At 61.3% G+C, this 12,765-nt stretch carries 9 protein-coding genes; all 9 read left to right on the forward strand.

The window, feature by feature from the left end:
* The first annotated feature begins 141 nt into the window (after nucleotides 1-141).
* The 9 genes from AC1PUL_RS17715 to AC1PUL_RS17755 all read left to right on the forward strand — a co-directional run bounded on the left by AC1PUL_RS17715 (nucleotide 142) and on the right by AC1PUL_RS17755 (nucleotide 12,656).
* The gene (locus tag AC1PUL_RS17715; protein WP_480465399.1) at nucleotides 142-1,476 is read left to right on the forward strand and encodes an MFS transporter; all 1,335 of its coding nucleotides are present in this window, start codon (nucleotides 142-144) and stop codon (nucleotides 1,474-1,476) included.
* Nucleotides 1,477-1,663: 187 nt separating this feature from the next.
* Nucleotides 1,664-2,251: an ANTAR domain-containing response regulator gene (locus AC1PUL_RS17720; protein WP_480465400.1), complete on the forward strand. Its 588-nt coding sequence runs from the start codon at nucleotides 1,664-1,666 to the stop codon at nucleotides 2,249-2,251.
* A 33-nt stretch (nucleotides 2,252-2,284) separates the two neighbouring features.
* Complete coding sequence (locus AC1PUL_RS17725) at nucleotides 2,285-3,559, forward strand: CmpA/NrtA family ABC transporter substrate-binding protein (protein WP_480468622.1); 1,275 nt, start codon at nucleotides 2,285-2,287, stop codon at nucleotides 3,557-3,559.
* Nucleotides 3,560-3,903: 344 nt separating this feature from the next.
* Nucleotides 3,904-5,202, forward strand: coding sequence for a CmpA/NrtA family ABC transporter substrate-binding protein (locus AC1PUL_RS17730; protein ID WP_480465401.1), 1,299 nt, complete (start codon nucleotides 3,904-3,906; stop codon nucleotides 5,200-5,202).
* Between the two features lie 174 nt (nucleotides 5,203-5,376).
* Nucleotides 5,377-6,282: a nitrate ABC transporter permease gene (gene ntrB / locus AC1PUL_RS17735; RefSeq protein ID WP_480465402.1), complete on the forward strand. Its 906-nt coding sequence runs from the start codon at nucleotides 5,377-5,379 to the stop codon at nucleotides 6,280-6,282.
* 13 nt (nucleotides 6,283-6,295) lie between these two features.
* The gene (locus AC1PUL_RS17740) at nucleotides 6,296-7,093 is read left to right on the forward strand and encodes an ABC transporter ATP-binding protein (RefSeq protein ID WP_480465403.1); all 798 of its coding nucleotides are present in this window, start codon (nucleotides 6,296-6,298) and stop codon (nucleotides 7,091-7,093) included.
* A gap of 5 nt (nucleotides 7,094-7,098) precedes the next feature.
* Complete coding sequence (gene nirB / locus AC1PUL_RS17745) at nucleotides 7,099-9,546, forward strand: nitrite reductase large subunit NirB (protein ID WP_480465404.1); 2,448 nt, start codon at nucleotides 7,099-7,101, stop codon at nucleotides 9,544-9,546.
* Nucleotides 9,547-9,674: 128 nt separating this feature from the next.
* Complete coding sequence (gene nirD, locus AC1PUL_RS17750) at nucleotides 9,675-10,004, forward strand: nitrite reductase small subunit NirD (RefSeq protein ID WP_480465405.1); 330 nt, start codon at nucleotides 9,675-9,677, stop codon at nucleotides 10,002-10,004.
* Nucleotides 10,005-10,007: 3 nt separating this feature from the next.
* Entirely contained in the window at nucleotides 10,008-12,656 is a 2,649-nt protein-coding gene (locus tag AC1PUL_RS17755) for a nitrate reductase (protein WP_480465406.1), read from the forward strand.
* Nucleotides 12,657-12,765: the final 109 nt, after the last annotated feature.

The raw sequence follows: 12,765 nt of genomic DNA on the forward strand, positions 1-12,765 counted from the left end.
GGTGCAGCACATACGACAATTTGTCACCTGTCAATTTGGCCGCACCTGAAGCATTTCGTTTCAGCATGTTAGACTACGGTTTGGACCGCATATCCCCCAATGCATGTCCGTCCTGTTCCAACCAGAAAGTGAGCACGCGTAATGGCGAGCATGACCGGTTCTGCTTCCCCCGCCGCCCAGAAAGGCCGCACGACGTCCGATGACGATCACCACGTCTCACCGTCGGACATTGCGGTCGGCGTTATCATCGGGCGCACGTCGGAATTCTTCGACTTCTTCGTCTTCGCCATCGCCTCGGTGATCGTCTTCCCGGCGCGGATCTTCCCGTTCCTCGATCCGCTGACGGGGACATTGTGGTCATTTGCGCTGGTGGCCCTTGCCTTCGTGGCGCGGCCGCTTGGGACCGTGCTCTTTACCGCTCTCGACCGTCGCCATGGGCGTGTAACGAAGCTGACTGTGGCGCTTTTCCTCCTGGGAACGTCAACCGTGGCCATGGGTCTGGTGCCCTCCTACGAGACTGCAGGCTGGTGGGCAATCGCCATGCTCGCGCTCTTGCGCATCGGCCAGGGTCTTGCGCTCGGCGGTACCTGGGATGGTCTGGCACCGCTGCTGGCGATCACCGCGTCAAAGGAAAAGCGCGGTTTCTATGCGATGATCCCTCAGCTCGGCGCCGTGGTTGGTTTGGCCGTGGCCGCCGTTCTCTTTGCCTATCTGGTGATGACGCTGTCAGCCGAAGACTTCCTCGACTGGGGCTGGCGCTATCCGTTCTTCGTCGCCTTCGCGATCAACGTGGTGGCACTCTTTGCACGTCTGCGCATCGTCGACACGCCTGAGTTCAAGGAACTGTTCGAGACGAACGAACTGACCCCGACGCGGTTGCGCACCACCATGTCGCAGGACGGCCGCACCGTGTTGCTGGGAATCTTCGTGCCGCTCGCCAGCTTCGCCATGTTCCACATGGTCACAGTCTTCCCGCTGTCGTGGATCTTCCTCTACACCGATGAAGCACCGGGCACCTTCCTTCTCATCGAAGCTGCCGGCGCCGCAGTGGGCGTGATCGCAATGTTGTTCTCGGGCTGGCTCTCTGACCGCATCGGTCGTGAAAAGATCCTCGTCTGGGGTGCATGGGCGATCGGCGCTTTCGCACTTACGGCGCCGCTCCTGCTCAACGCAGGTCAATCGGGGGTCATCGCCTATATGATGATCGGCTTCCTGATCCTCGGCTTCAATTTCGCACAGTCGTCGGGGACGATCGCCTCGCTGTTTGACAGGCGCAACCGCTACACCGCGTCTGCCATGGTGTCGGCACTGTCCTGGATGTTTGGCGCTGGCTTTGCTCCGCTGGCAGCACTTCTTCTGTCGACCTGGTTCGGGCTCTATGCCGCAGGTCTCTATCTTCTGTCCGGTGCGGTCTGCACACTGATCGCCTTGGCGCTTGTTCGCCAGATCTCGTTGCAGCCCAAAGCGCAGGAATAGACGGCGGCCGTCGACAGCCGTTAAACACGCTCAACAAGCCCCCGCACGCGATCGCGTCCGGGGGCTTTACTTTGGCCGGCATCTGAGCGAAGGCCCCACAATGCTTAAAAAATGGAACCAATTTCGCCAAGCTTAAATTTTAGGCCGACAGCTTGCCAATTTTGCTGCATTGCGTCATCAATCGCGCATGAACCATTTGGACCTCACCATTCTCGTCATCGATGAGAACGCCGTTCGCGCGGCGATCATCGAAGATGGGCTGCGCGAGGCGGGACACCAGCATGTCACGGTGGCACTGGAGGTGCAGGGGATCGCCAAGACGGTCGAGACACTGTCGCCGGATGTCATCATCATCGATATCGAAAACCCGAACCGCGACATGATGGAGCATCTGTTTCAGCTGACCCGTTCGGTCAGTCGGCCAATCGCGATGTTCGTGGACCGCTCCGACACCGCCTCCATCGAGGCCGCCGTCGATGCCGGCGTCTCGGCCTATATCGTTGATGGCCTGCGCAAAGAACGCGTGAAACCGATCCTGGACACGGCGGTCAGCCGCTTCAATGCCTTCAGCCGTCTGCAGCGCGAACTGGCCGACGCGAAGAATGCGCTTGAAGAGCGCAAGGTGATTGAGCGCGCCAAGGGCATCCTGATGAAAATGCGCGGCATGAGCGAGGAGGAAGCCTTTGCGCTGCTGCGTCAAACGGCGATGAACGAGAAAAAGAAACTGGTCGACATAGCCCAGAGCGTGGTGACAGCAGCAGGACTGCTGCTGTGATGCCAAGCCTGCGGGGACAGTGAAATGAGCGACATGATGAGCAGGCAGCGAGATATCGACACGGACGCTCCCGCAGTTCACGGCGCCGGCCGGGAGCAGCGGATCCTGCGTGCGGGCTTCATACCGCTGATGGATGCCTCGATCCTGATTGCGGCCGCAGAGATGGGCTTCGCGGACAAGGAAGGCCTGACCCTTGATCTCGTCAGAGATGTGTCCTGGGCAAATGTTCGTGACCGCCTCGCCTTCCGGCAGTTCGACATCGCACACATGCTGTCGCCCATGCCGGTCGCCTCGATGCTGGATCTTGGCTCGAACCCGTCCCCGACCATCACTCCGTTTGCACTCGGGCGCGGCGGCAACGCGATCACGCTGTCGATGCGGCTTTTCGAGCGGATGAAAGCACGCGCCAATCTGCAGGAAGATGCAAGCGCGCTCGATCATGCGCGAGCCCTGGCCGCAGTCGTGAGAGACATCAGGAATAACGGTGAGCAGCCGCCGACGCTCGGTATGACCTATCCCTTTTCTTCGCACAATTACGAGTTCCGCTACTGGCTGGCAGCGGGTGGGGTCGATCCCGACCGTGACGTGAAGCTCGTGGTCGTGCCGCCGCCTCTGACCTCCGATGCGCTTGCAGCGGGGGCGATCGACGGCTTCTGTGTAGGCGCACCCTGGAACATGGTCGCGTCCGAGCGTGGCGTCGGGCGTATCGTGGCGGCGAAACAGGATATCTGGCCATCCGCCCCTGAAAAGGTAATCGGCATGCGACCGGATTGGGCCGAAGCCAATGCCGACACGGTCGGTCGGTTGATCGTCGCTCTCGACAAGGCTGCCCGCTGGTGTGACCAGCCAGAGAATCATGATCACCTCTCGGAGATCCTGGCATCGCCCCGATATATCACAGCGCCCCAAGACATTATCCGCCGTGTTCTGGCAGGTGAATTCAGCCTGGATGCCTTCGGCAATCGCCGACTGATCCGCGATTACTTCGTCTTCCATCGCCAGGCGGCAAACTATCCTCAAACCCATCAAGCACTATGGATCTATAGCCAGATGATCCGCTGGGGCCAGGTGGAACACAGCCCGGAAAATCTCGGGCGCGCACAAAGCGCCTATCGCGCAGATCTCTATCGCGCCGCGCTGGGGCCTGCAGTTCAAGAATACGAGTTCCCATCCCTACTCCCCGGCACATCGCCAGACGACCGCTTCATGGATGGGCGGATTTTCGATCCGAGCCGCATGGCGGACTATGTGGCGGGATTTGAGGTTCGATCCGGCGCGAAGACGGCTGCAAGGGCTCCGGACGACTGACCGTATGCCTGAGAGAGCGGCCTCAATTTCAGGCGCAGATGAGCAATTGCACAAAAATTGATCCGCTCACTCCATCTTCCCAGTCAGGACCGCCTGCGGCTTTGGGAATTTTCTGCTCGCAATTTCATGTGCTTGCACCACCTGGCCGAAACTGGCACGGCCTTTGCATCTTAGAAAACTATCCGGTCAACGGCGACCGGACGAAAGAGCGCCTGAAGCGCGCTCACCAGAGACACCGACGTCGCTTGGTTTGCACACGGGATCCTCCCATCCCGCGGATGCAGTCACCGAGCGGCGTTTTTTGTTTTTTCCGGATCTCCGTCACACCAGAGGGACACGACAACATGACGAAGACTACAGGAATGTTCACCACCCGCCGCCAGCTTCTGAAGCTGACATCGGCTGCCGCTGTCGTCAGTGCCGCAAAAATGGCTTTCCCGTCAGGCGCCTTTGCCGCCGGCGCAGGCCCCGAAGTCAAGGGCGCCAAGCTCGGCTTCATCGCACTGACCGACGCAGCGCCACTGATCATCGCCAAGGAAAAGGGGCTGTTCGACAAGTTCGGCCTGCCGGAGATGGAAATCCTGAAGCAGGCTTCGTGGGGTGCGACGCGTGACAATCTCGTGCTTGGCGGAGCCTCGAATGGAATTGACGGCGCGCATATTCTGACCCCGATGCCTTATCTGATTTCGACCGGCAAGGTGACGCAGAACAATGTGCCCGTGCCGATGTCGATCCTCGCGCGCCTCAATCTGGATAGCCAGGGCATCTCGGTTGCCAAGGAATATGCCGAGACCGGCGTTGGCCTCGATGCCTCGAAACTGAAAGATGTTTTCGCCGCCAAGAAAGCTGCCGGTGGCGAAGTGAAGGTCGCCATGACCTTCCCGGGCGGCACGCATGATCTCTGGATCCGCTACTGGCTGGCGGCCGGCGGCATCGATCCGGACAAGGATGTCTCGACCATCGTCGTGCCGCCGCCGCAGATGGTCGCCAACATGAAGGTTGGCAATATGGACGCCTTCTGTGTGGGCGAGCCCTGGAACGAGCAGCTCGTCAACCAGGGCATCGGTTTCACTGCCTGCACGACAGGGGAGCTCTGGAAGGGGCATCCGGAAAAGGCGCTGGGCCTCCGGTCGGATTGGGTGGAGCAGAATCCGATCGCTGCCAAGGCGATGTTGATGGCCGTGATGGAAGCTCAGATCTGGGCCGACAGCATGGACAACAAAGAAGAGATGTCCGAGATCCTCGGAAAGCGCCAATGGTTCAACGTGCCGCCGAAGGACGTCGCGGGACGGCTGAAGGGCACCATCAACTACGGCAACGGCCGCGTGGTCGAGAATTCCGGGCTTGAGATGAAGTTCTGGAAGGATCACGCCTCCTATCCGTTCAAGAGCCATGACGCCTGGTTCCTCACCGAGAATGTGCGCTGGGGCAAGTTTGCACCCGATACCGACATCAAGGCGCTGGTCGATAAGGTGAACCGCGAGGACATCTGGCGTGAAGCCGCCAAGGAGCTCGGCGTCGCGGCTGCCGACATCCCGGCCTCTGCCTCGCGCGGCCCCGAAACCTTCTTCGACGGCAAGGTCTTCGATCCCGAAAACCCGCAGGCCTATCTCGACAGCCTCGCCATCAAAGCCGGCGCGTAGGCAAGACCGACGACGAGCCCACCTCCCCCTTGAGGGGGGAGGTCGCGCGGAACGCGCGGGTGGGGGTGATCTTGGCAAATGCCGCCGTCACCCCACCCCGGACCTGCGGTCCGACCCTCCCCCTCAAGGGGAGGGTGCCGATACCAACCAATGACCACCCAAGAGGACCACACCATGACCGCAACCGCCCTCAAGACAGACCAGACGGCGAAAGCGACGGCCCACAAGCTGTCCGACAGCGGCACGACCGTCGTGATGCTGGCCAAGCGTCCGGCCCGCAAGCTCAACATCCGGCCAGCTCTGACGGCCGTCTGTCGCAACGTCCTACCGCCTCTGGTCGTGCTGTTCGTGCTGCTCGGCATCTGGCAGGTCGCCTGTTCGCAGCCGGGGGCCACTCTGCCTCCGCCATCCCAGATCTGGTCCGACAGTTATGACCTGATCGCCTATCCCTTCTTCGACTACGGTTCGCAGGATATCGGCCTTGCCTGGCGTGTCCTGACATCCTTGGAACGCGTGGCAATAGGATTCGGGCTAGCGGCCATCGTGGGCGTTTTCCTCGGTGCCGTCGTCGGCCAGTCCATTTGGGCGATGCGCGGCCTCGACCCGATCTTCCAGATCCTGCGCACCGTGCCGCCGCTCGCCTGGCTGCCGCTGTCCCTTGCTGCCTTCCAGGACAGCAACCCGTCGGCCATCTTCGTCATCTTCATCACCTCGATCTGGCCGGTGATCATCAATACAGCGGTCGGCGTCCGTAACATCCCGGATGACTATCGCAACATCGCCCGCGTGCTGCGCCTCAACCCGCTGGAATTCTTCGTACGGATCATGGTGCCGGCGGCTGCGCCCTACATTTTCACTGGGCTGCGCATCGGTGTCGGCCTCTCCTGGCTCGCGATCGTCGCCGCCGAAATGCTGACCGGCGGTGTGGGCATCGGCTTCTTCATCTGGGATGCGTGGAATTCCTCCCGTCTCTCCGACATCATCGTGGCGCTCGTCTATATCGGCGTGACCGGCTTCGTCCTCGACAAGCTCGTCGCCCTGCTTGGCAGCGTCGTCACCCGTGGCACGGCCAAGAACTGAGGGGGACGTCATTATGACCAGCTATCTCAAGATCGACCATATCGACAAAAGCTTCGAGCGCGGCGGTGTCCGCACCGAAGTGCTCAAGGACATCACGCTCACCATCGACAAGGGCGAATTCGTCTCGATCATCGGGCATTCCGGCTGCGGGAAGTCCACCCTGCTGAACCTGATCGCCGGGCTCACCAGAGTGAGTGCCGGGGCGGTTCTGCTCGAAAACCAGGAGGTCAACGCGCCCGGGCCGGATCGGGCCGTGGTGTTCCAGAACCACTCCCTGCTGCCCTGGCTGACGGTCTACGAAAACGTCAATCTGGCAGTTTCCAAGGTGTTTGCCGGACGCAAGACAAAGGCTGAGAAACACGACTGGGTGATGCACAATCTCGACCTCGTGCAGATGGGCCACGCCAAGGACAAGCGACCGGCCGAAATCTCCGGTGGCATGAAGCAGCGCGTTGGCATCGCCCGTGCGCTCTCGATGGAGCCCAAGGTGCTGCTTCTCGACGAACCCTTCGGGGCGCTCGACGCGCTTACCCGAGCGCATCTGCAGGATGCGGTGATGGAGATTCATAGCCGGCTCGGCAACACGATGATCATGATCACTCATGACGTGGACGAGGCAGTCCTGCTCTCCGACCGGATCGTGATGATGACCAACGGGCCCGCAGCCCGGATTGGCGAAGTGCTTGAGGTGCCCATCGCGCGACCGCGCAATCGCATCGAGCTCGCCTCCGACCGCACCTATCTCAAATGCCGCGAGGCCGTGTTGAAGTTCCTCTACGAGCGCCATCGTTTCGTGGAAGCTGCGGAGTGAAAGCCATGGCGGAAAAACTTGTTATCATCGGCAATGGCATGGCGCCGGGGCGCATGCTGGAAGAGCTGTTCGAGACGGCGCCCGGCCTCTACGACGTGACCATCTTCAACGCCGAACCAAGGGTCAATTACGACCGCATCATGCTGTCGCCGGTCCTCTCAGGCGAGAAAGCCTATGAGGACATCGTGATCCATGACGATGCCTGGTATGCGGCACACGGCGTGACGCTGCACAAGGGAGCCAAGGTCACGGAGATCGACCGTCAGGCAAAGACGGTGATGTCGGCGAACGGCATGACCGTAAGCTATGACAAGCTGGTCATCGCGACGGGATCGCTGCCCTTCATCATCCCGGTTCCCGGGCATCAACTGCCGGGGGTTCTGGCCTATCGCGATCTCGACGATGTCGAGAAGATGCTCAAGATTGCCGAAGGCAAAGGCCGCGCGATCGTCATCGGCGCAGGTCTGCTGGGCCTTGAGGCCGCCTATGGGCTGAAGCGCCAGGGCATGGAGGTGACCGTCATCCACCTGATGCCGACCATCATGGAGCGTCAACTCGATCCTGCGGCCGCCTATCTGCTCGAAAAGGCACTCACCGAACGCGGCATCGAAATCATCACCAAGGCGAATACCAAACAGATCCTCGGCACCGACAAGGTGGAGGGGATAGAACTCGAAGACGGTCGGACCATCTCTGGCGACATGGTGGTGATGGCAGTCGGGATCCGCCCCGCGTCGCAACTGGCCAAGGATGCGGGTCTTGCCGTGAACCGTGGCATCGTCGTCGACGACGGCATGATGACCTCGGATGCATCCGTCTTCGCTCTGGGTGAATGCGCGGAGCATCGCGGGGTCTGTTACGGTCTCGTTGCCCCACTCTATGAAAGCGCCCGCGTTCTCGCCGATCGCCTGACCGGCGGCTCGTCCGAGTATCATGGCTCGGTCGTCAACACGAAGCTCAAGGTTACCGGCATCAACCTCTTTTCCGCCGGCGACTTCGCCGAGGCACCCGACCGCGAGGAGATCGTGCTGCGTGATGCCTCCGCAGGCGTCTACAAGCGTCTCGTTCTGAAGGACAACCGGATCATCGGTGCCGTTCTCTACGGCGAAACCTCCGACGGCTCATGGTTCTTCGATCTCCTGAAGAAGCAGACCGACATCTCCGCCATGCGGGATACCTTGATCTTCGGCCAGTCCTATCAGGGAGGGTCTCCGCTGGACCCTATGGCGGCCGTTGCAGCCTTGCCGGATGATGCGGAAATCTGCGGCTGCAACGGCGTCTGCAAGGGCAAGATCACCTCGACGATCACCGGCAAGGGCCTGACGACGCTGGATGGCGTGCGTGCACATACCAAGGCGTCCGCCTCCTGCGGCAATTGCACGGGCCTGGTCGAGCAGCTGATGGTGCTCACCCTCGGCGAGGCCTACAATCCTGCCGCCGTAACACCGATGTGCACCTGCACCGAACTTGGGCATGACGACGTGCGCCGTCTGATCAAGGCCAAGGGTCTGAAGACCATTCCCGCCGTCATGCAGGAGCTCGAATGGAAAACCTCCTGCGGCTGCGCCAAGTGCCGACCGGCGCTGAACTATTACCTCGTCTGCGACTGGCCGGATGAGTATGCCGATGACTATCAGTCGCGGTTCATCAATGAGCGCGTGCACGCCAACATCCAGAAGGATGGCACCTATTCCGTGGTGCCGCGCATGTGGGGTGGCGTGACCAATGCCGCCGAACTGCGCGCCATTGCCGATGTCGTCGACAAGTTCGAGATCCCGATGGTGAAGGTCACCGGCGGCCAGCGGATCGACCTGCTCGGCATCGAGAAGGAAGACCTGCCTGCCGTCTGGGCCGATCTCGGCAAGGCCGGTTTCGTATCCGGCCAGGCCTACGCCAAGGGCCTCCGGACCGTGAAGACCTGTGTGGGCTCCGACTGGTGCCGCTTTGGAACGCAGGACTCGACTGGTCTTGGCATTCGCATCGAAAAGTTCATGTGGGGTTCCTGGACGCCGGCCAAGCTCAAGCTTGCCGTTTCGGGGTGTCCGCGCAACTGCGCGGAGGCAACCTGCAAGGATATCGGCGTCATCTGCGTCGATTCAGGCTTCGAGATCCACTTCGCAGGCGCTGCCGGCCTTGACATCAAGGGCACGGATGTCCTGGGCCTCGTGAAGACAGAAGACGAGGCGCTGGAGCATATCGTGGCGCTCACCCAGATGTATCGCGAACAGGGCCGCTATCTCGAGCGCATCTACAAATGGGCAAAACGCATCGGCCATGACGAGATCCGCAGGCAGATCATGGAGGATCACGACAAGCGCCGCGCGTATTACGAACGCTTCGTGTTCTCGCAAAAGTTTGCCCAGGTCGATCCGTGGTCGGAGCGTGTCTCCGGCAAGGACAAACACGAATTCAAGCCCATGGCGACCGTCGGCTTTTCGGCGGCAGCGGAGTAGTCCCTTCTCCCCGCTGGCGGGGAGAAGGTGCCCGAAGGGCGGATGAGGGGCGTGTTGGTCTGCCCCTCACCCTGGCCCTCTCCCCGCAAGCGGGGAGAGGGGAAAAGCAACAACAAGGAGCATGCCCCATGAACTGGATCGCCATCGGCACGATCGACGACATTCCCCTGCGCGGTGCCCGTTGCGTGAAGACGCCTCAGGGGAAGATCGGGGTCTTTCGAACCGCAGAGAACCAGGTCTTTGCGATCGAGGATCATTGCCCGCACAAAGGCGGGCCGCTGACCCAAGGCATCGTGCATGGCGCTTCCGTCACCTGCCCGCTGCACAACTGGGTCATTTCGCTGGAGACGGGAAAGGCGCTCGGCGCCGACGAAGGCGCGGTGCGCACCATCCCCATTCGCAATATCGATGGCCAGCTATCGATCGCGCTCGAAAGCGCGCTTGCGGCGGCGGAGTAGTCCATGGCTTGCGAAACCCGCACCACATGCCCCTATTGCGGCGTCGGCTGCGGCGTGATCGCCAGCGTCGATGACGCAGGTGACGTGACCGTGCGCGGCGACCCCGAACATCCGGCCAATTTCGGACGGCTGTGTTCAAAGGGTTCGGCGCTCGCCGAGACGCTGGACCTGAAGGGTCGCCTGCTTTTTCCGGCAATCCATGGTCAACGCGCGGGCTGGGACGAGGCCCTCGACCTTGTTGCCGAACGTTTTGCGTCCACGATCAGGGAACACGGACCGGACTCCGTGGCCTTTTACGTCTCCGGTCAATTGCTGACGGAAGACTATTATGTCGCGAACAAGCTGATGAAGGGCTTCATCGGCTCCGGCAACATCGATACAAATTCCCGGCTCTGCATGGCGTCGTCGGTTGCGGGTCACCGCCGGGCCTTTGGATCGGACACGGTGCCGGGAACCTATGAAGATCTCGAGCTTGCCGACCTGGTGGTTCTCGTCGGCTCAAACCTCGCCTGGTGTCATCCGGTACTCTATCAGCGCGTCGCTGCCGCCAAGGCGGCCCGTCCGGCGATGAAAGTCGTGGTGATCGATCCTCGCCGGACCGCGACTTCCGATATTGCCGATCTGCATCTCGCGGTGCGTCCGGACGCCGATGTGGCGCTGTTCAACGGGCTACTGGCACATCTCGCCGAAACCAACAGGATCGACGAGGCTTTCGTCGGGGCGCATACCGAGGGACTTGCCGAGACGCTGATTGCGGCATCGCGTCTGTCGATGGCCGAGCTTTCGGAGGCCACAGGCCTGTCCGGCATGTTGATCCGGCAGTTTTTCTGGCTGTTTGCAGGCACGGAGCGTGTCGTCACCTGCTACAGCCAGGGGGTCAACCAGTCGGCATCGGGCACCGACAAGGTCAACGCGATCATCAACTGCCATCTCGCGACAGGGCGCATCGGGAGGCCCGGGATGGGGCCGTTTTCGCTGACCGGCCAGCCGAATGCCATGGGCGGTCGCGAGGTCGGTGGGCTCGCAAACATGCTCGCGGCCCATATGGCAATCGAGAATGCCGATCACCGGGATCGAGTACAGCGCTTCTGGGGATCTCCGCAGATCGTGGATCGCCCGGGGCTCAAGGCCGTCGAGATGTTCGAGGCCGTGGCAGATGGTCGGATCAAGGCGCTCTGGATCATGTCGACCAATCCCGTGGTCTCGATGCCAGACGCGGACAAGGTCAAGGCCGCGATCGCGGCCTGTCCTTTCGTTGTTGTCTCTGACATGCAGGCGAATACGGATACGGCCCGTCTGGCGCATGTCCTTCTCCCGGCGATGGGCTGGGGGGAAAAATCCGGCACGGTGACCAATTCGGAGCGGCGCATTTCCCGCCAGCGCGCGTTTCTCCCTGCGCAGGGTGAAGCGAAGCCGGACTGGTGGCACATCACCGAAGTTGCGCGACGGATGGGGTTTGCAGACAGATTCGATTTTGCTTCTCCAGCCGAGATCTTTGCAGAGCATGCGGCGCTTTCCGCCTTTGAAAACCAGGGATCCAGAGACTTCGATATCGGTGCATTCGCGTCGATCAATGCGGATCAGTACGAGGACCTGCGACCATTCCACTGGCCGCGGCCATCGGCCGGCGATGCTCCAGCCCGTTTCTTCGGCGATGGTCGTTTTTACCATCCCGATGGCAAGGCACGTTTCGTGCCCGTGCAAGCGGCTGCACTGCCTTTGCAAGAGGGTTTCGTTCTGAACACCGGACGGGTGCGCGACCATTGGCACACCATGACCCGTACAGGCAAAAGTGCCCGGCTCTCTGCTCACATGGCGGAACCCTATTGCGAAATCCATCCGCTCGACGCTGCCACCTACAAAATCGGGCATGCCGATCTGGTTCGCATCACTGGTCGAGCTGGGCACGACGTCATCGTCCGGGCCTTGCTGACCGACCGGCAGGCGCGCGGATCGCTTTTCGTTCCAATGCACTGGAGCGATGAAACCGCCTCAAGGGCGCGCGTGGACAGTCTTGTCCCATCACTGAGGGACCCGGTGTCCGGACAGCCGGCTCTGAAACAGGCAAGGGTATCGATCGACCGTTACGCCGCCGCGAGGCATGCATTTCTGGTGACACGCAACAAGCCTATAGATCTGCCCTTCGCTTATTGGGCTCTGGCGAAAACCGAGGCGGGATATCGACTGGAACTAGCCGGAGACGAACCGCCCGGCGGGTTCGAAGCATGGCTCACACAAAGTCTCGCGCTTCCTGAGGATGCGGAGGTCGTCATCTATGCCGACGCCAATTCGGGTGACACCCGCATCCTTGTCTTTCACGCTTCGGATCTGCTTGCCGCCCTCTTCGTCTCGGCAGCACCCGTTCCGGTATCCCGCCAGTGGGCGGCCGATCAGCTTTTGGCCGATCATTGCGATCCCCTTACGCGCTGCAGGCTTGTCGCCGGACGCCCCGGCGGTGATCGACCGGACCGTGGCGCCATTGTCTGCGCATGCTTTTCAGTCGGAGCCAATGATATACGCCATGCTGTCAACGGCGGCTGCCAATCGCTGGAAGCCATTGGCGCGGCGCTTTCTGCCGGCACCAATTGCGGATCCTGCCGCCCCGAAATCAGGAGGATTATCGAGGCGCAACCGCTTCTTGCCGCAGAGTGAATCTCTTGTGGCGGTGATGCACTTGTGGCGTCAGGTCTTCAGGACGCTCACAAAGGTCTGCGCCAAGCATGCTGGCAGCATGGACCATGTCCAAGCTGCCTTGAGCGAA

The sequence above is a fragment of the Rhizobium sp. P43 genome (assembly GCF_056730705.1).